Below are 20929 nucleotides of genomic sequence, written 5' to 3' on the forward strand. Positions count from 1 at the left end.
GTAAAGGCAACTTTAGCGTACGATTCTTCAGATTTAAAAGAAATGATTGTCGGAAATTTAATTTTTAAATCCAGAGGCGATGTTGCTTCATTACGTACATTAGTCCAAAAAATGAAATAATAGTACTCTTTTCCTTTATAGGAAACGATTCCGCCTCCTTTAGGTAAACTATTTGTAATTATTATTTTCTTTTTGGAGGATGGGGTGTACACAACTTTTGAATACTCCCAATTCCTATTTTGAACTGATTGCCCATTCGAATTTAAAGAGAATAATATTAGAAGGAAAACAAAAAACTTTTTCATAAAATCAAAAAAGGGTTACACTTATACAAGTATAACCCTTTTTTTTTATATCCGCTCCCCCTCTTGGGGTGCATATATTATTTTGATTTGGTACAAAATGGCATTAAATAACATTAAAGCCTTGTAAAACATCTATTTATATGCCAATTAAAAACACGCAAAGATAATAAAATGTACCTTTTGTTGGATAAACGGTTGGATAAAATTATATTTGCAATAAAAAAATATGGCAACAATAACTTTCTATCCATCTAAGCCAACTGGCGAATCAACAATATATATACGACTAAGTTTAAAAAGAGGTAAAGACTTCAGACTCTCAACTGGATTTTCTATTAAAAACGCAGGTGATTGGAATCCGATTACTAAACTTCCTAAAAAAAACAACGAATATAATAAGCTACTTCACTCCAAGCTTTACGAATTAGAAAGCTTTATTACTTCAGAAATTGATAAGTTACTTTTTGATAACACTAAGAGTATAGATGATGTTAGTAGTAAGTGGGTAAAAAATATAATTAGCCAATTTAATAATGAAGCTATTGAAGATGACGATTTTCTTATTGTTTATGCAAATAAGTTTTTGAGAAACCTACAAACTAAAACCTACTTTAAAAACGGACAAAATTTTATATACAAAGAAAATACAATAGAGAAATACAAGTATTTTGTAGAGGATCTAGTTGCTTTTGAAATAAAACTTGGAAAAAAAATCAAAGTAATAGATGTTGACGATTCTTTAGGAAACGCATTTATAGTGTTTTTAAAAAGCGAAAAAAAACAATCGCAAAATACAGTTGGTAGAACTATAAAAAGGTTAAAAACCCTTGTTTCTGATGCTGAAATGAACGGAAAAAGAGTAAATGTTAGATATAGATTGATGAAGGGATTCGAGGACGAAACAATAGTCACGTACTTGTCTCTAGATGAAATAAAGAAAGTTATAAAAACTCCTATGCCAAATCCAAGACTAGAACTTGCAAAAGAATGGATGATTATTGGATGTTTCACGGCTCAAAGAATATCAGACTTATTTAGATTAGATTCCTCAATGATAGTTTATGAGAAAAATACCCCATACATCTACCTCAAGCAGTATAAAACTGATAAAAAAGTAAAAGTCCCTGTGCACTACAAGGTAGAAGAAATTTTAAAAAAATATGATTTAAACTTTCCTCCTCGTTTTTCAAATAACGAAAGATCAAACGCAGCCATGCTTTCTGATCTTATAAAAGAGGTTTGCATAGTCTCTGAAATAAATGAAACTGTTAGAGGTAGATTAAATGGAATTATTGGTCATTATCCTAAATATCAACTTATATCAAACCATACGCTTAGGAGATCATTTGCTTCCAATTTTTATGGAATGGAGGGCTGGAATACCCCAATGGTAATGGAAATCACGGGTCATTCAACAGAGAAAAACTTTTATAAATATGTTGACAAAGATAATTTCACATTAAGTGAAAAAGCCGCATTAAACTTTGCCAAAATGAAACATGAAGAGATGTGATATTACACAATCTGTATTTAAAATTCAATTTAGACAATATAATATATCTAAAACGTTAAATTTTTTTGTTTTGTTAAAAAATACCTCAATTTGTGAGTAACCTTTTGTTTGAAATATGAAAAACCGGTGAGATCTTTGTAAAAAATAAAGAGTCACTAAAAGCAACTCTTGGATTTTATTGAAAAAAGACGCTTAAATGGTTTGGATTTTGGAAGATATAAACCCTTAAAGCAAAGCAAAATTATATTTTTTTGTTGATTTTACAAATTTATCCTTGGTTATTTTTAGTGGCTCATAACTTTAAAAAAATAAATTATGACCGAAGTTAAATTTATTCAGATTTCACCAGAAGATCTAAAAACAAAAATTAACGATGCAGTGACATCTAGTTTCAAAACTCTACTGCAAAGAGATTCTATTACTAATAGTTCTGATAAAAACATCATTACCAGAAAAGATGTAAAAGAAATGTTCAGCGTATGTGATTCTACAATTACAAATTGGTGCAAGAGTGGTAGGCTAAAAAAATACTGTATTGGAGGCAAGGTGTTTTTTTTAAAAAATGAGGTAACTAAATCACTAATTCAAGTTAACTAATTATGATCAGCATAGAACAACTACCGATTGTAAGTGATTTTAGAGAAAAACATTCTATCACTCACTCTAAACTAAAAGAGAGATTAGAAAAACTAAGAATTAGTTTGGTTGAAGACCTTATGGAGCCTTCAATTGCATTTGAAATAACCCAAGAGGATAAAGATGAGTCTGCAACAGTAGCTACAATGGGGAATTTTAGCGTTATAACTGGAAAAGCAAAAAGCAAAAAAACCTTTTTCATTTCAATGATTCTATCTGAAATTCTGAATGAACAATCAAGTGGGAATAGAAAAATTAGAGGTGTAAAACAAATCGACAAATCGAAAGTGTTATACTTTGACACAGAGCAATCGAAGTATCATTTTCAAAAAATTTGTAAAAGAATTTCTAACGAAATTGGATACGAATCTTCAGATGATTTTTTAGCATACGCTTTAAGAGGAGAAAGCCCAAAAGACCGATTTGAGGTAATTGATTATGCGATTCAAAATACCGAAAATTTAGGGTATGTTATTATTGATGGCGTTAGAGATTTAGTAACATCAATAAATGATGAGACTGAATCTTCAATGATGGCTACATCGCTATTAAAATGGTCAGAGGAAAAAGACATTCATATAATTGTAGTTTTACATCAAAATCCATCAAATGATAAAGCAAGGGGGCATTTGGGAACTGAACTAATGAATAAAGCTGAAACTGTTTTTTTGGTGCAAGTAGATAATACTAATGAAAATAACTCGTCGGTTGTGTCACCTCAATTATGTAGAAACAAACCCTTTGAACCCTTTGCTTTTTATATTGATGACGATGGCGTTCCTATTCTTGATATTGAATATAAAACAAAATCGAAAAATATTGCTAAACGAAGTTTACAAGATTTAAATAATGAAGAGATTATAGGATTATATGAATCTGTGTTTAAACCAAAACCTGAACTTAATCACGGAGATCTTGTAAATAGAATTAAATCGCAATTAGAAATAATACACGGGAAAGAAGTAAATAGTGGAATAAATCAAATAAAAAAATTTATCAAACACTCAGTTGATAACGAATGGTTGTTACAAAATGGGGAAAGAAAACCTTATAGTCTAAATCCAAATAAATAATCTCTTTTCATAAGTTTAAGCCCTATAATATATAGGGCTTTAAACTGATAAACCTATGAACTTTAAACCATTAAATATGCAATACAAGTATATATTAGATAAAAGCAGTAAAAAATTCAAATGCCCAAAATGTAATAGTTTGAGATACGTACGCTTTATTAATAGCGAGACATCCGAATACATAGATTATAATTACGGGAGATGTGATAGGGAACAGGAATGTGGGTATTTTAATTTACCTTCTTCAAATAGAAAGTCAGTATCTTATAGCTCGTTTTATGAAACCAAAACAACTGCTCCAAGTTATTTAGATTCACAGTTGGTTTATAAAACACTAACTCAGTATGATAACAATAATTTCACCCTCTATTTGAAAAGCATATTCGATGAACAAAAAGTTACTGAAGTAATAAAAAAATATAAAATTGGAACTTCAAAGTATTTTGAAAACTCTACTGTTTTTTGGCAAATAGACAATCACAATCACGTCCATACTGGTAAGGTTATGGCGTATAATTCAACTTCTGGCAAAAGAATAAAAACGGAATCCGGCAGTTCTATGATTAATTGGGTCCATAAGATTATAAAAGAAGAAAAATTTAATCTTAAACAATGTTTGTTTGGGCTTCACTTAGTGAATTCTGAAACTAAAACAATACACTTGGTTGAATCAGAAAAAACAGCAGTTATTATGAGTGTTTTAATTCCTGGATTTACTTGGTTAGCAACTGGGTCTAATGGAAATTTTAATCACACTCTTTTAGAACCAATCAAAGACATTAGTATTATTGCTATACCAGATGCTGGAGAATACTTAAATTGGCTCGAAAAGGCTAAGCAATTTAATAGATTGGGATTCAAAATAAAAGTAAGTGATTTCGTTGAAAATAATAAAAATGTAATCAAAGGCTTGGACTTAGTAGATTTAATTACTCTTGAATTTAAAACTTTAAACTCTTAACACTTCAAACATCAGATTATCCTTGACTATCATAAATAAGCTCTAACTAATTCACATTAATTATATTATGTAAGTATATATAAATCAAACCCTTAGTTGTATTTAAGTTAATTTGTTGTATTTTCTGAATATTATTGAGTTAAGGGTAAATTGTCTAATGATTAATCCCCCTATTTATCAAAATAAAAAACCCTAGTCAATAATGGACCAGGGTTTGGATATTCTATTTATAAAAACACAAGTTTCAATCTAATGTAATCATAATTTATTGTATACTACTTTTAAATTCTTTCAACATCATGAATTTTTTTATTTCTTTTTCAGAAATTTCAGGATTAGCTCCTTCTTTTGAAGCAACTAAAGCTCCGATTGCACATGCAAAATTTAGTGATTTTTGAGGTGAATCTCCACGCAGAAGTTTAGTTACTAAAGAAGCTAAAAATGAATCTCCCGCTCCTACTGTATCAGCTACTTTTATAAAATAGCCACTATTATAATAAAACTTGTCATTATAAAACAAAACAGCACCAAACGCACCTTTCGTAACACAAATTTGACTCGAACCCATTTGAGAAGCAATGAAGCGGATATTCTGTTCAAATGAATTAAATGGTGACTCTAGCATTTGAGACAATTCAAGTAACTCTTCGTCATTTAATTTTATAAAATCAGAAGCTTTCATTAAGTCAATTAGATTCTCTTTAGTATAGTATGGTTGTCTCAAATTAACATCAAACACTGAATAATTTGAATTATGAATAATAGTAAATAACGAATTTCTTGATACCTCATCTCTACAAATTAAACTCCCAAAAATAAACACATCTGAATTTGATACTAAAGAAAGTAAATCTTCGTCTTGTTCAATTTTATCCCAAGCTGAAGGATATGCAATATCATACGACGCATTTCCTTTTTCATTAATCATTACGTGGACAACCCCTGTCCTGTATTCCTTTGATTTTTGTATATAGGACACATCCATTTCTTTGGATTGCAAATAATCAATTATATCTTGACCCTCTTCATCTAATCCAACTTTACTAATTATTTTTGATTGTACCCCTAAAGATTTCATTCTTAGGGCCACATTGAGTGGAGCTCCTCCAATTTTTTTGTGGGTTGGAAATAAATCAAACAAAACTTCTCCATAACTAACCGCACTTAATGCATATTTTTTTTCCATTTTTAAAAAATTAAAAAAATTAAGGGTAAACCAAAGCTTACCCTTAACTTAATTCAAAATAAACCTATTTATTAAACATTTAAAACTCAAAATAATACTCCTCAATATGTTCGCTTTTTGCAAAAAATTTAAAATTTATATTGAGTATGAGATTTTCCAATTATAAATTATAATTAATGAAATTTTTATAACGGTAGTGTAATTGATTACACTACCGTTAAATATGTTATTAGTTTGAAAGACCTAAATCAGCTAAATGACTTAAAATATTTTTAGTGATAATCTTCATATTATTGCCGTTTGGCACACCACCAACTTCCCAGTCCCAAGTACCACCTATGGCGCATACTACAGTTCCAGATTTTCCTTTTGGAGCCCATTCTACACCCCAAACTTCGTTTCCACCACAGTTACCCCAAAGAATTTTACCACCAACCATAGTTTCAAAATTTGATCTTGTTTGGTCTAATGTCCCTGCTTTCCATGGACCAAAATCCATGTTGTATTGAGCTACTCTATTCTTCTTTTTTGTACCGGCTGCCAAAGTTTCAAAATTTGTACCTGCACAACTACTTGTACTAGTGCTTACTCCTGTAAAGTAGGGGCTTGAAGTACTTGCAGTCCAAGTACCTGTCCAAGCATCGGCTGTTGCCCAAGACTCATATCCTATTCCTCCCCAAGCTTGATTAGGTACTCCATTAGCATCCACTACACCAATATCATCTAAAATAAAAACTGCAAAGTTACCTACAAGTATATTACCACCCGCTTGATAATAAGTTTTAACTTTATTGATTAATTTATCTGCTAAATCTGAACAAGGTGGTCCGTCTGCAGGGCCTTCACCAATGATACAGTTGGCTCCATTTTTAGGAAATTGGGCAACTCTATCTCCCCACCAGCCACCATCGTACTGAATCCAAATCGCATCATAAATACTTAAATCTACTGCGCCATTAGCTACATCTGTAAATGAATGATAATAAACCTGCGTTAAATCATTTGCTAAACTTGGAAACCATTGAGCGGCTGTTTCGTCATCATCTAATGTAAAATCAGACCCATTCCCATTATTCCAAGCTTGTGGAGTATTCTGGGCTGCGGCTCCTAAAAATGCAATTTTTCTAATCTGAAAACTTACTAAAAAGTCTAATTTTCTTGAAGGAGAAATAACATCCGAACTATTAAAAACATTAATTTTAAGAGCATATATCCCTGCACTAACATTTGGAATTCTGTAAGAAGTAGCAGTCCCAGATAATGAAACTTTACTACCATTAATCAATAATTCTATCTTTTTAAGACCTGACTGAGCCAAATCCCAAGTTAAAACCAAATCCTTAGCTTCTTGAATAGCCTTAAAATTTCGAACTGCCTCAGGTCCTTCTCTACGTAAGTAAACTGTTTCACCTAGAGACAAATTGCCAGCTGCATCTTTAGTTTTTACGGTGAAAAAATAATCTTTATTGACGTCTATTATACCATAACTCCAAGTTGTAGCGGGTCCATCTACTGAACTAGTCCCATCTGAATGAAGTATAACAATACTACTAACATTTGACGGATTTGTCCAAGTTAAAACAGCATCGTCACCTTTTAATTCAACCTTTAATCCACTCACTTTTTGAGCAATTGTAGGCGTTATTGTTGCCAATTCGAAATTCTCACACGATGATGTTACCGTTAATAAGAAGTAGAATGTAAACAACACCGATATTCTTTTAATAATTTGATTCATAATTTTTCTTATTTAGTTGTTAATTTATTTTTTGATCTATCCCTAGTAAATTAGCCTAAGGCTTCGTAACTGTTATTGATTTAAAAAAAACAGAACTATTATCAGCAAATACACCCCAAGATGTATTTGGTGCTTTATAAACTCTTGATGTGAGAGCAACTTGATTATTAACATAAATTACCACTATGGAATTTTCAATAACCACCTTAACATCATATTCTACATTTGGCTCTAATTTGAATGCAGTTTCATTGTATGAAGTTGTTGATCCTGACAAAGAAGATCTTGTTATTTTATCTAACTTAATCTTATTCTCACTAGGCACAAAACGCAAGCTTATAACATTGTTATTTTCATCACATGCACCCAGAAAAAATCCAAAATCCCTATTTGAATTGGAATAGGATACTGTTGTTGATATTAAATACCTTGGTGCGTCAATAGGCTCATAAAAAATAGCTGAAACATTATTAAGAGTAGCACTAGTAAGTTTATAGGATTCTTTGTTAACGTCTGTTTTTTCAAAAACACCAATTTTTCTATTTAACTGTAATGGAAGGTTTGTTGCGATACCACTATTAACCGCATCCGGAATAGTCAACATTAAATCAGCATTAGAGTTTTGCATTAATTTATGAACCACTAAATTGCCTCCCCAAGTTTTAACACCAGAATCCAAATTGTTTTCGGTTTTTGGAGCCCAGCCCATTACAAAGGCATCTTTTCCGTTGCTTACTGCTTTTGCAGCATAAAAATCTTTACCATCTATAAATTCAGAACCATTAGGTAGATCCCAAGGGCCTGTTGCTGAACTACTTTTCCTATATATAACTCTACGTGAATCTATATCAGAAAAAATTAAATAGTACATACTTCCCATTTTGAAAACTTGAGCTGTCTCCATAAAAGTGTAATACTTCGTAGCACCGTCGTAAAAAATACCATTATACATCCAAGACAATAAATCTTTTGATGTATAATATACTATGATCCCTTTGAAAACACCACCAACTCGAGCTCTAGCACTAATTAGCATGTAGTAAGTTCCAGCGTCTTCAAAAACATAAGGATCTCTAAAATTATCTTGCTCATCAAACTGAAGGCCTTTTGGCGCATAAATAGTTGTAAACGATTTGTTTTTTGTAAAACCAGCTTCAGGATTAGTTGAAGTTGCCAACATAATGCCTTCTTTTGTGGTTACACAGTTTGATGGAAAATTGGGATTATGACCTGTATAAAAACCATAATATTTATTGTCTTTAACAAAAACCGATCCTGAGCCAATAGCAAAATCTTGTTCACATCCCTCAGAACTTGAACTTATTATTTCTGAACTTATCTCATTATAGGATGAAAAATCAACTGTTGAAAGTGCATTCCATGGATGTCTTTGATTTGAATTATCATCCCAAATATCCTTCAAATAATACAAATAAAACTTATTGGAAGCAGCATCATAAAGAGGCATTAGGTCACCTATACGCTTTCCATTTGATCCCGTTTTATAAATTGAATAATCCGATTGCTCTATCTGCGGTGTACATTGCAAACTTTTGATCGGTGGTTCAGGATTTGGATTAGGTACAACTGGGTTTTCAGTAGTTTTTTTAAGATCGTCATTTGATGTGCAACTGCTTGACCCAATAAAAAGGTTTAATAGAAGAACCGGTATAAAGAATTTTATTTTATTTTTAGATTGCATAACTTTTTATAATGATGATTAAATTTTTAATGCCCAGAAGAAACCATTAATAATTAAATTTCTTCTGGAATCACTAAAAAAACTCAAAAAACTATATTGTTTTCAATTGATTAATATCCTGGATTTTGTTTGTATAATCCTCCTGTTACATCAATTTCTCTTTGAGGTATTGGATAATATTCGTCCCTACCAGCTGTAAAATGAGCATTAGACAAAAAGCTTCTTTTTGTTTTCTCAACTTCTATATACCCATTTAAAACCTCAGCAGCTTCACCCCATCTCACTAAATCAAAAAATCTAAACCCTTCCATAGCAAACTCTAATCGACGTTCAAACTTTAAGGCTTTAAGCGCCTCTACTTTGGAAAGTGATAATGGATAAGTTCCAATATTATATACATCAGAAGCTCCAGCATTAATTGGTCTATTTTTACTATTATTTGCTCGAGTTCTTATTTGATTTATAATTGCCATACCTTGAGAAACTTGATTTAATTGGATTAAAGCTTCTGCTTTCCAAAGTAATACATCTGCATATCTAATAAAATCGATGTTTTTTGATGTTCCAATAAACGGACCCTCTTTTACAAAACAAGAACAATCTGGAGCTTGTTGCTCTTTCATGTTGCCGAAATAGCCATAAACACCTGGATCTCTTGCCCATGAAAAATTGTATATCATGTCATTTGGATTATTAACTCTATTACGGTATTTGAATGGTCTTCCCGGAATTCCAACAGTATGGTCAATTCTTGGGTCTAATGTTACACCAGAGGCTAATGGTGCTTTACCACTTCCATCAATTTCATTAAAAATATCAACCTGATTAAAATTATCTAAAAGGGGTAACCCATTTGCATTAGTTTTAAAGGCATTGACCATATTTTGACTTGCTAAGTGAAACCCACAACATCCATATAACCCTGAGCCATGAGGAGAATTTAGCCCCGTAACAAAACTTACTCTGCTAACCAAAGTACCATCATTTTTAGAAAATTGAGCAGCCCAAATAGACTCTGGTCCATTATCATATCCAAATAAAAAATTATTCCCAAAATCAGGTTCTAAAGAACCTGTTACCTGATCGGCATAAGTAATAACTTCTTGTAATCTAGTTGGGTTAATATTAATTACTTTATGTGTATCATTTTGCTCGTAGGCTTGATATAAACGTAACTTAGCTAAATAAGCTGCTGCTGCACCTTTATCAGCTCTTCCGGCTTCAGCTTGTGTTTGTGGCAAAGTATTGAAAGCGAATAAGAAATCATCTGCAATCTTGTTCCACAACTCATCATTAGTCATATCGTTAGATGCTTTTGCTTTTTCATCGGCTGACATAGTTTCGACTATGTAAGGCACTTTTTTAAACAACAACTTTAACATAAAATGACTGTGAGCTCTCAGAAAACGAAGTTCAGCTTGTCTGATTTTTTTGTTAGGAAAAGTTGCTTCAGAAGTTTCGTTTATCAATTCTAAAGCAAAATTAGCACGGCTTATCGCTTTATAATAGTTCACCCATGTTCTTGGTGTCATCCAATCTCCATAATCTGGGATAGTTAAATTATACATTTCATAACGGTGAATTACATCTACATCCCCTATTCCTCCTCCGCCTTTATAGGCGTCATCAGCACGTACACTGCCATAAACCCATTGATGCGTAATTGGCCCTACCATTTCATCATTGGCTATACCTGCGTAGGCTGCTATAACTAACCCTTCTAAATTCTCGGGGGTGCTAACATCACTTTTTGATAATAATCCTTCTGGTTTATACTCTAGCATATCTGCGCTACAAGATGATAGGAAAATCATTGCTAATAGCCCAAATAAAAATATTTTATTGTTTCTCATGATCTATTTTTTTAAAAATTTAAGTTAAATCCTAAAGAAAGGACTGTAGGCACTGGTATTCTATTCACATCTGTTCGTTCTGGATCTGGACCCTGATAATCTTTGTGAGCTATCCAAAATAAATTCTCTCCTTGTAGATAAAATCTGGCACTGGTCATCCCTCCAATTCTAGTAATAAAATCTTTGGGTAAAGAATATCCAATTTGTAGATTTCTTAATTTGAAATAAGAATTTTTTCTAAACGTGTAATCTGATGTTCTTGTATCGTTAAATGCCAAAGTTGCTGAAGGAACATCCGTATTTTTATTCTGTGGAGTCCAAGCATTTAAAAGCCCAACACCGCCATTTTCTCTACCCGAAACAAAATTGTTATAAAATATATACGGGTCCTGACCAATACGGCCTGCTACACCCGATCCGAATAACGATAAATCAAAATTCTTATACGCTAAATTTATTGTAACTCCATACTCAAATTTTGGAAGAGTTGTTCCTATCCAATCTCTATCATCTGAATTTATAACCCCATCACCATTAATATCTACATATTTTATACTACCTGGTCTAGCCATACTTTGAGTAGGGCTATTGTTTACATCTTCTTGGCTTTGAAAAAGTCCAGCTGTTCTATAACCAAAAATGGAGAATATTGAGCGTCCAATAATTGAATTAGCAACAGTGCCTCCAAAATCTGTTTCGCCTCCTTTATTTAGCTGGGTTATTTTATCTGTAAAATGAGATACAGTGGTTGAAATCCCTAATTTAAAACCATTATCAAAAGATTTGTCATAAGCAAGGGCTAACTCCCAACCTTGACCCTCTGTATTAGCAATGTTTAATACCGTATTAGCTCCTTCACCCTGAGTTGCAATTGTTCTAGGAGCACGCAAAATATCTTTAGTTCTTTTGGTGTAGTAATCAAATGAACCCGTAATGTTATTTTTAAATAAAGAAAAATCTATACCATAATTATATTCAGCAGTTTCTTCCCACTTTAAATCTTTGTTCTCTGATTGAATTCTTACAAATCCCGATGGCAATGTTCCGGTATTATTACCATTAATATCATAAGCTGTTCCCACATTGTAATAGATATTAAAGAAGTCAGGTGAATATACATTTTGGTTAGGTCCATATCTTGTTTCGAATAAACCAAAACGTGCACCATCGCCAATTTCTTGATTACCTACTATACCATAACCAGCTCTCAACTTTAAACTAGATACAATATCATTTTTGTGAAAAAAGTCCTCATTACTTATTCTCCAACCAACGGTTGTTGAAGGAAAAATACCAAATCGATTATTTTCACCAAATCGGGAAGAACCATCACGACGTAAAGTAAACGATGCCAAATATCTATCTGAATACGCATAATTAATTTTTCCAAATTGTGAAACTGTTGTGTTAGCAGTTGAGGCTCCTCTAGAAGTTCTTGCTCCAGTAGCTGCGTTTAGTACAAAGAAGTCTTCAGTCTCAAATGGAAAGTTATCGGCTTGTGCTACAAATGTATCAAAGTCGTTTCTAATATACTCATATCCTAATAAAGCTGAAATTCTATTGTTTTTCCCTAATTCTAAATCATAGTTCAAGGTGTTAGAAAACACAAAGCTTGAAAACTTATTAGTATCAATAATTAAACGATTGGTTCCTCTGACAATAAAACCATTATTTACTTTTCGTTCAATATCTTTTCTGTTAAAATCGCTAAAATCTAAACCGGCATTAGTTTTAAACTTTAAACCCTTTAAAAGACTAATTTCTGCAAAGACATTACCAAAAAAACTATTTTTATGAGCATTATCCCAGCGGTTTAAATATTGCATTAATAGCGGATTATTTCTATCTGAATAACCTGCTCCAATTGGACCTGCAAAATTCCCTTTACTATCATAAACTGGAATTGTTGGTGCTAAAGTAATTGCTAAACCAGTAGTTGGTGCACTCCCAACATCTGGGGATACTAAGTTTTCATTAGAAGTGAAAAACTGTGTATTAACACCAACTCTAACTTTGTCGTTAAATAACTTTGTACTACCGTTTATTTTTGCAGAATACCTGTCATAATTGGTATACTTTAACATTCCTGTATTTTTTAAATAGCCGAAGTTCATCATAAGTGATGATTTATCTGAATTTGCAGAAATAGTTACCTCATTGTTATAAACAAAACCAGTATCATACATAACGTCTTGCCAATCCGTATCGCCAACCGGGACATTAGTATCGCCTCCAACAAATGGCTTTGGTGTTACACTGTTCAAAACAGGATTTTTAAAATTCCCATTCCAATCAAAATTATAAATTGATCCGTAACCTGAATTTGGATCTACTCCATCATTGATAGACGCTTGATATAAAACTTGACCTCTTTGGAGAGAATTCATCATTGCATAGCGTTGTTTTTTTTCTGATTGGACAGAAACATTTGAGTTGAAACTTACAGTAACACGTTCCTTTTTACCTCCACTTTTAGTGGAAACTACAATAACACCATTTCCTGCTCTAGAACCATAAAGCGATGATGCTGAGGCATCTTTTAATACTTGAATAGACTCTATCGATTCAGGATTTAAACTTGCAAAAACTTCAGGTCTCTTCGTAGGAACTCCATCAATTACGTAAAGAGGACTGTTATCTCCCAATGTGGTAATCCCTCGAATTAAAATATTACTAGCTGCCCCTGTTGGGTCTCCAGATTTTTCAACAAAAAGCCCAGCTACACGACCCTGTAAGGCCTGCATAGGATTCCCAGAGCTTCTGCTCTGTCCATCAATTGCGCCAATATCTACAATGCTGACAGCTCCAGTTACATCTACTTTACGTTCTTTAGAATAACCCGTTAACACAACTTCATTTAGTTGAGCCATCTCGTTTTCTAATTGAACATTAATTGTAGTTTTACCATTAACCGGAATTTTAAATGTCTTATAGCCAATGTAGCTAATCAATAATGTAGCGTCCTTTGATACGCCATTTAAAACATATTTTCCGTCAAAATCTGTGGTGGTACTTTGCTTTGTACCAGATACAATTACAGAAGCACCAGGCAAAGGCAAGCCGTCCCCTTTAGAGGTAACAGTACCTTTTATCTGAGCTTGTGCCAGCATACTACATAGAGCAAATACTGGCAGAAATAAAAGCTTTTTTAATTTCATTTTAATTTAGTTTGGTTAATATTTAGTTGGTGAAGTTCAATTGTTTCAAGAATAATTTCTTTTGATTTGGGCTCAATAATTAATTCGCTGAATGGCGATTTAGGAAAAAATATTTCTGTCATTACTGTTTCTCCATTGTCAAAAAAAAGCTCTATGGACGTTTTATCAAGAATGATTTTTGCCTCCAAATTTGGGCTCAACGATGTTCTTTTAGCTAATGAAACTCGACTTTCAAACTTTTCAGAAAATTCTACTTTACCCGTTTTTCTTCTGTCAATAAAAAAATTATTGTCTATGTTGTCGTATCCAAAAATTAAAGTATCGCCTTGCTTGTTAGAAAGTTTGAAGTTGAAACCACTATTTTTTAAATCTGAAATTTTAAAATTGATTTCTGTACTAGCTAAGTTGATCGCTTTAGAATCAATTATTTTCTCCGTTTTTTTAACCGTAATAGCCTCTTTTTTATATTTTATACTCCTGTAATTGGATAATTCTTTAACTGGCTGAAATACTAATTTGTAATTATTATCAATTTTTCGAAGTTCAACAGATCGTGCTACGGTCATAGCACTTCTCCAATTGAACGTTGGAACTTTTTGCGAATAATCCCAATTTGACATCCATCCCATAAATAATTTGCGCCCATTGGTATCAGGAATATTAGCCCAAGTTACTCCAGCATAATTATCCCTTCCATAATCAATCCAAATTGACTTATGTTCAGAATTACTTAAGTCTTTCTCAAACGAAGAGTCTAACTTAAACTGCGTTCCGTCAAAATCTCCCACAAAATATTGTGTGGCACTACCCCCATTGGGTCCGCCTGGATTAATACTTACAAATAAAACCCACTTGATTTCGTCTGTTCCTTGAACTGCCATTGGAAATAAATCAGGACATTCCCAAACACCTCCGTGAGCGCCAATTCCATCGCCAAAATCAGATTCTAAATTCCAATCTTTTAAATTCGAAGAACTATAAAACATAATTTTTTGGCCTGCCGCCAAAACCATCAACCATTGGTTATGTATTGGATCCCAAACTATTTTGGGATCCCTAAAATCTTTTATGCCAGGATTTTTAATAACAGGATTTCCAGAATATTTAATAAACGTTTTACCTTCATCTAAAGAATAAGCTATAGCTTGCGATTGATAATCTGTTTTGCCTGCTTTTTCTTCTTTCATATCATGATAAGTAAACATAGCAACTATGGGTTCAATGCCATTTTTAGAAAACCCTGAACTATTGTTTACATCTACAACCGAACTTCCAGAAAAAATATATCCCTTTTCATCAGGATATAGAGCTATCGGCATCTCTTTCCAAATGATCATGTCAGTACTTATCGCATGCCCCCAATGCATAGGCCCCCAAGTATTTCCATCAGGATAATGCTGAAAATACAAGTGATAATATCCATCTTTAAAAAACATCCCGTTAGGGTCGTTCATCCAACCTTTTTTGGGTGTGAAATGAAAATTTGGTCTGTATATTTCCTCTTCCATTAATATTTTTTTATCTAATTGTTGCTGGCCTTTTACATTCAAAGAAAAAATCAACGATCCTATTAGAATAATTTTTATTTTTTTTATCATCATTTATCTTTTTGTTAATTGTTCACTTAGCTCCTCTAAAGAAATTCCTTTGGTTTCAGGCATTAAGACAAAAACAAAAAGAAGTTGGAAAACCATCATAATTGCAAAAACTAAAAAAACTACTCCTGGTCCAATTGTAGCAAACAGAAAAGGAATCATTGAAGGGATTATTGCTGCCAATATCCAATGAGTAGTGCTTCCAAATGCCTGACCAGATGCTCTTAAATGATTCGGGAAAATCTCAGAAATGAAAACCCAAATAACGGCACCTTGTCCAATAGCATGTGAAGCAATAAACAAGAATAAAAAGAGAGGAACTGCTAACCCTTGCCAATGGAAGAAAAATGCTATTGCAACTAAACTAAGAGAAATAATGTATCCGATAGATCCGATATACATTAAAATTTTTCGTCCTAATCTATCTATCAAGAAAACACCAATTAAAGTAAAAACTAGATTAACCGCTCCTATACCAATACTGCTTAATAAAGCAGTGCTTTCACCCAAACCAGCTTCTTGAAAAATTCTAGGCGAATAATATAAGAAAGCATTAATTCCTGATAACTGATTAAAAAAAGCAATCAAAAATGCTAAAAGTAAAGGGGAGCGGTATTTTTTTGAAAAGATAGTATCATTTGTTACAGCCGAAGTATTGTCCTGTTCTATCTCTCTTTTTATTGCTTCAAAATCAGCCAATTGACCCATTGAGTCCAAAACCTTTTTCGCTTCCGCAAATCTGGATTTAGACATTAACCATCTTGGACTTTTTGGAATGGTAAAAATAAAAAGGGTGTAAATTAAAGAAGGAATTGCTTGCACTCCCATCATCCATCTCCATGAATTTTCCCCTGTATTTCTTAATAAGTAATTAGAAAGAAAAGCAATTAGAATTCCTAAAACGATATTAAACTGGTAAAAAGCAACTAATTTACCACGGTCTTTTGCAGGAGCTATTTCGGAAATATAAGCAGGAGCCGCTATTGTTGAAGCTCCAACTCCAAGTCCTCCAACAAATCTGAAAATAGCAAAAACTATTGGGTCATTGGCTAAAGCAGATCCAATAGCTGAAAAGAAGAATAATACTCCAATCCAGATTAAAGTATTTTTTCTCCCTATTTTATTAGCTGGTATTCCTCCAAATATAGCTCCAAATACAGTACCCCATAAAGCCATTCCCATAACAACTGTTCCATGGAAAGCATCGGATGAATTCCATAGTTCTTGTAACTTTTTATCAGCTCCTGAAATAACTACTGTATCAAAACCAAAAAGAAATCCTGCTAAGGAGGCAATCAAAGACCAAACAACAATTTTGTTCATTATTAAAATATTAAAGTTCGAATGCTAAAATATTTGTAAAATGAATGTTAGTTATTTGTATATGTATCAATTACATATAATTTAAATAATATTTATATAAAGCACTATATTTCAGAACATTATATAAATAAATTGCAATAACTATTTCGTTGTAGTTACAATGATGTTACACAAGTTATATTGATGTTACATCAGATAGTACTAGGAAAAGAATTTTTACGGCCCAAATTTTCTGATATATCTTTTTTCAACACTGGTAACGAAAAAAATGTGTTTTCGTTGAGGAATTATTGTTAATAGTATAAATTGGATTTGAGGAGGTCAATTAGTACAATATAGTTAGCATTGCGTGTGGTATGGATTCTTTTAAAACAACACGATTAGGTTAATATAAAAATTGACATCAGAAAGCAGGTCAAGCCTGTTGTATTTCAAATTGATATAATATCTTAATTTACTTAAACTATTGAATCTAGTTTATTAATTACAAACTTGTGTTGTGAATTAGAATATCTAGTATTAAAAACAAAATTTTATAGATATACCAGTTTTCTTATAGAAGCGTTTTGTCTATAAAATAAATGGGATAGAGTAAAAACTCTACTCAATGGAAATTATTAATCCCAATTTAAATGAATATTGATACTTTCTAACCCATATATCTCTATAACCAAAATTAGCGATTAAAGTGTTGGGTCATGATACAAGGTTTTAAACTCTTTAGGGGACATTCCAAACTTATTTTTAAATGAAGAAGAGAAATAATTAGGAGTTGTAAAACCAACAGCGTAGGCAATTTCTGAAATTGAAAAATTTGACTTTTTAAGCAACTTTTTTGATTCGTGTAATCGTAAATTATTGATGTGATCACTAATGCTAATTCCCATTATAGCTTTAACTTTTCTATATAATTGTACACGAGATATGGCTAAATCACTTGCTAACTCTTCAACTGTGTAAGACGAATTTTCTATGTTTTTTCCAATTAAATCATTTAATTTTTTCAAAAAATCTTGTTCAGAAATCCCAAAACTACCTTCCTCAATATTGACAATATTATTGGAGTAATAGTACCTTAGTTTTTCTCTGTTAAAAAGCAACCCTTTTATAGATTGTGCGAGAACTTTTAGATTGAACGGTTTAGTCAGAAATATATCTGCACCACTCTCCAATGCCTTTAGATAAGAATTTTGATCGTCTGAAGCTGTCAATATTATAATAGGAATATGTGATGTTCTTAAATCTTTCTTAAGTATTTCACAAATTTGCAAACCACTTATTTCTGGTAAATTCAAATCACATATAATAATATCTGGAATTAACTCTAATGCTCTATCAACCGCATCGGTTCCATCCGATAAGAAAAAAGTATAGTCCGTTGAAAATTTATCCGAAACAAAATCTAAAAGGTCTTTGTTGTCTTCAATATATAAAATAGAATATTTATCTTCAACGTTTTTAAACTCTGATTTTTGAATTACCTCTAAATCCAGATAATCCGAATGATGGACGTAATCTAAAACTGGGTCTTTTATAATTTCTTTTTCATTGAGATGTGTCGAGCCTAAAGGTAATGTAATTATAAATTCAGCACCGTTTTTTGAATGAATTTCGATATTCCCTTTGTGCAGTTCAACAAAACTTTTAGATAAATGAAGTCCTATTCCAGATCCATTCCTATTGCTGTTAGAACCCTGATAGAAAGCGTTAAACACTTCCCCTAATTCATGATCAGGTATTCCAATTCCAGAATCCTTAAAATAAATTTTAACGGTATTGTTATTTTTATCTTCTTTAATAGTAATCGAAATTTTTCCTTTTTCAGGAGTAAATTTAAAAGCATTAGATAACAGGTTAAAATAAACTTTATCCATTAAATTACGATCCAAATACGCTTCTAAATCAGGATTTGTTGTTGTTAAAGAAAAATCAATATTTTTTTTCTTTGCCTCCCTATCAAAATCAGAAATAATACTCTTTGAAAAATCTAATATATTCGTTTTGGATGCTCTTAAGGTAAATTTCTGATCCTCCATTTTTCTGTAATCTAATAGCTGATTAATAAGACGCAATAATCTTCTTGAATTATTGTACATTAAATTAATTTCCTTAGTTACTGAAATTCCTTTATTTTTAAATTCCGTTTCTAAAGATTCTACTGAACTTAAAATTAGTGTTAGAGGTGTTTTAAATTCATGAGACAAACCAGTGAAAAAATTTAATCTTGCTTCATTACTCAGTTTTAATTCTTCCGAATAACTTTTAATTTGATTTCGTTGGTTTTTAATTTTTAAGTTTTTTGCTTCTAATTCTTGTTTTTTACGACTAATTATGATTCTAGAATAAACACTATATAACGCAAGACCCAGAACAATTAAAAATAAAAAAAATAAAAGTTTCAAAAGATTATTTTGAGTCGAGTAATTTATCTCTTGATTTTTAATAATATTTTGTTGCTGTTCTATATTCGATTGCTGAATGGTTATTTTATCAAACTGACTACTCATCATATCAGCATTAAGTGAGTCAATCATCGTTGTATTTAGTTTATTGTTTTTTGGAACAATTTCTTTATTTGTAATTTTTAATGCCAGCTTTATAGCTTCACTTCCACCAGTAGGATATAATACGGTTCCAGCTAAAACTCCATCTTTCACTAATTGTAAACCACCATTTGGGCCATTAAGACCGTCAACTCCAATAAATTTGATTCGATTATTTGGGAATCTTTTTTTAGTTATTTCCCATGCTTTGTATGCTATAATGTCATTAAAAGAAAAAACATAATCAATGTTAGGATTACTTGTTAACAATTTTAAATATTTACTGTTTGGGGAGTTAAAATCGTCATAATCAACACTGGATGTTTTTATATTCGGATATTGATCAATTATTTTTTTAAATCCAAGACTCCTTTCAATACCTGGTGAGGTTACTGATTCTCCTCTAATCTCGATTATATTTGCTTTACCTTTAGATAATGAAACTATTTGCTTTCCTGCTATTTTACCTACCTCTACATTATCGGCCCCAATAAATGCGGTATAGTTAGAAGTCTTTACCTTCCTATCTACTATAATTACTGGAACACCAAGTGTGTTAGCTTTTTCTAAAACTGGAACTATGGAGTCAGACTCATAGGGTGCAACAATAATTACATCAACATTTTGCTTAATCATATTTTCTATATCCCGAATCTGATTTTTAGCCTTACGATTTGCATTATAAATTGTTAATGAAACTCCTGGATGAAGTGAAGCTTCAACTTCCATAGCATGGTCCATTGATTTTCTCCAAATATCATTATCAATACTTTGAGAGAATCCAATTTTAATCTTCGGACTTTTATCTGAATAATTTTCACATGAAACTAATACAATCGTTATAATGAAAACTATTACTAAATACTGATTTTTTTTCATTTTTTGTGAATATTCAATAAATTCAATTTTTAATTTCAAATATATAATTTAAAAATAACTAGCTGATATTAAATCGATTTAAAAAATATTTTATAAATATAAATTTGAATTGTGTTTGAAATTTCATTTTTTCCCTATTTGAATATATTTAATGTAAGTATTCCCTTAAGTGGATATAATTAATCAAAATTTGAAAAGTTGTGTCGGCCAATGAATTTCATACTTCGAAGATATAATTAGAACCCTCATTAAAAATAAAGATGTTAAATATACAAACTCTTTATGTTATATACCGGTTTTACTATACTTATCGAAAAGAGAAACGGCTTCATTTTTGACCACCGGGGTATGAAAAATTAGAAATAGTTTCAACTTTTTTAGGTTTTTGTACCTACTAAAATAAAGAATGTTGGATAAATGGTTGGATAAAAAAATATCTGTAAAAAGGAAAAGCCCCGGCTAGT

General features: G+C 31.7%; 12 protein-coding genes. 4 read left to right on the plus strand and 8 right to left on the minus strand.

What is annotated here, in order from left to right; genetic code table 11:
* Positions 1-531 precede the first annotated feature (531 nt).
* The 4 genes from Q0L65_RS02310 to Q0L65_RS02325 all read left to right on the plus strand — a co-directional run bounded on the left by Q0L65_RS02310 (position 532) and on the right by Q0L65_RS02325 (position 4488).
* Positions 532-1818, plus strand: a complete 1287-nt coding sequence (locus Q0L65_RS02310; RefSeq protein WP_296682963.1) for a tyrosine-type recombinase/integrase — start codon at positions 532-534, stop codon at positions 1816-1818.
* A 315-nt stretch (positions 1819-2133) separates the two neighbouring features.
* Entirely contained in the window at positions 2134-2415 is a 282-nt protein-coding gene (locus Q0L65_RS02315; RefSeq protein ID WP_296682966.1) for a helix-turn-helix domain-containing protein, read from the plus strand.
* Positions 2416-2417: 2 nt separating this feature from the next.
* The gene (locus Q0L65_RS02320; protein ID WP_296682968.1) at positions 2418-3527 is read left to right on the plus strand and encodes an AAA family ATPase; all 1110 of its coding nucleotides are present in this window, start codon (positions 2418-2420) and stop codon (positions 3525-3527) included.
* A gap of 55 nt (positions 3528-3582) precedes the next feature.
* Positions 3583-4488, plus strand: a complete 906-nt coding sequence (locus Q0L65_RS02325) for a DUF6371 domain-containing protein (RefSeq protein ID WP_296682971.1) — start codon at positions 3583-3585, stop codon at positions 4486-4488.
* Positions 4489-4753: 265 nt separating this feature from the next.
* On the opposite strand, the gene Q0L65_RS02330 is transcribed toward Q0L65_RS02325, so the two are convergent.
* The 8 genes from Q0L65_RS02330 to Q0L65_RS02365 form a co-directional block, all read right to left on the minus strand.
* Positions 4754-5674 carry a carbohydrate kinase gene (locus Q0L65_RS02330; RefSeq protein ID WP_296682974.1) on the minus strand — a complete coding sequence of 307 codons (921 nt, stop codon included), beginning with the start codon at positions 5672-5674 and terminating at the stop codon, positions 4754-4756.
* Between the two features lie 229 nt (positions 5675-5903).
* Positions 5904-7412, minus strand: a complete 1509-nt coding sequence (locus Q0L65_RS02335; protein WP_296682976.1) for a DUF4960 domain-containing protein — start codon at positions 7410-7412, stop codon at positions 5904-5906.
* Between the two features lie 55 nt (positions 7413-7467).
* Entirely contained in the window at positions 7468-9114 is a 1647-nt protein-coding gene (locus tag Q0L65_RS02340; RefSeq protein WP_296682979.1) for a glycoside hydrolase family 32 protein, read from the minus strand.
* Positions 9115-9224: 110 nt separating this feature from the next.
* Positions 9225-10967 (minus strand): RagB/SusD family nutrient uptake outer membrane protein, encoded by a 1743-nt coding sequence (locus Q0L65_RS02345; protein ID WP_296682981.1) that lies wholly within the window; start codon positions 10965-10967, stop codon positions 9225-9227.
* A gap of 11 nt (positions 10968-10978) precedes the next feature.
* Entirely contained in the window at positions 10979-14125 is a 3147-nt protein-coding gene (locus Q0L65_RS02350) for a TonB-dependent receptor (RefSeq protein WP_296682983.1), read from the minus strand.
* On the minus strand, positions 14122-15633 hold the full coding sequence (locus Q0L65_RS02355; protein WP_296682985.1) for a glycoside hydrolase family 32 protein: 1512 nt from the start codon (positions 15631-15633) through the stop codon (positions 14122-14124). The genes Q0L65_RS02350 and Q0L65_RS02355 overlap by 4 nt, the downstream gene beginning before the upstream one ends.
* 93 nt (positions 15634-15726) lie before the next feature.
* On the minus strand, positions 15727-17043 hold the full coding sequence (locus tag Q0L65_RS02360) for a sugar porter family MFS transporter (protein WP_296682987.1): 1317 nt from the start codon (positions 17041-17043) through the stop codon (positions 15727-15729).
* 683 nt (positions 17044-17726) lie between these two features.
* Positions 17727-20465: a substrate-binding domain-containing protein gene (locus tag Q0L65_RS02365; RefSeq protein ID WP_296682990.1), complete on the minus strand. Its 2739-nt coding sequence runs from the start codon at positions 20463-20465 to the stop codon at positions 17727-17729.
* Between the last annotated feature and the right edge of the window lie 464 nt (positions 20466-20929).

The organism is Flavobacterium sp., assembly GCF_024642105.1.
Lineage (GTDB): Bacteria > Bacteroidota > Bacteroidia > Flavobacteriales > Flavobacteriaceae > Flavobacterium.

Excerpts from the sequence above, each read along its gene's own strand:
- Q0L65_RS02310 (WP_296682963.1), top strand. The coding sequence starts at position 532 with ATGGCAACAATAACTTTCTATCCATCTAAGCCAACTGGCGAATCAACA.
- Q0L65_RS02315 (WP_296682966.1), top strand. The coding sequence starts at position 2,134 with ATGACCGAAGTTAAATTTATTCAGATTTCACCAGAAGATCTAAAAACA.
- Q0L65_RS02320 (WP_296682968.1), top strand. The coding sequence starts at position 2,418 with ATGATCAGCATAGAACAACTACCGATTGTAAGTGATTTTAGAGAAAAA.
- Q0L65_RS02325 (WP_296682971.1), top strand. The coding sequence starts at position 3,583 with ATGAACTTTAAACCATTAAATATGCAATACAAGTATATATTAGATAAA.
- Q0L65_RS02330 (WP_296682974.1), bottom strand. The coding sequence starts at position 5,674 with ATGGAAAAAAAATATGCATTAAGTGCGGTTAGTTATGGAGAAGTTTTG.
- Q0L65_RS02335 (WP_296682976.1), bottom strand. The coding sequence starts at position 7,412 with ATGAATCAAATTATTAAAAGAATATCGGTGTTGTTTACATTCTACTTC.
- Q0L65_RS02340 (WP_296682979.1), bottom strand. The coding sequence starts at position 9,114 with ATGCAATCTAAAAATAAAATAAAATTCTTTATACCGGTTCTTCTATTA.
- Q0L65_RS02345 (WP_296682981.1), bottom strand. The coding sequence starts at position 10,967 with ATGAGAAACAATAAAATATTTTTATTTGGGCTATTAGCAATGATTTTC.
- Q0L65_RS02350 (WP_296682983.1), bottom strand. The coding sequence starts at position 14,125 with ATGAAATTAAAAAAGCTTTTATTTCTGCCAGTATTTGCTCTATGTAGT.
- Q0L65_RS02355 (WP_296682985.1), bottom strand. The coding sequence starts at position 15,633 with ATGGAAGAGGAAATATACAGACCAAATTTTCATTTCACACCCAAAAAA.
- Q0L65_RS02360 (WP_296682987.1), bottom strand. The coding sequence starts at position 17,043 with ATGAACAAAATTGTTGTTTGGTCTTTGATTGCCTCCTTAGCAGGATTT.
- Q0L65_RS02365 (WP_296682990.1), bottom strand. The coding sequence starts at position 20,465 with ATGAAAAAAAATCAGTATTTAGTAATAGTTTTCATTATAACGATTGTA.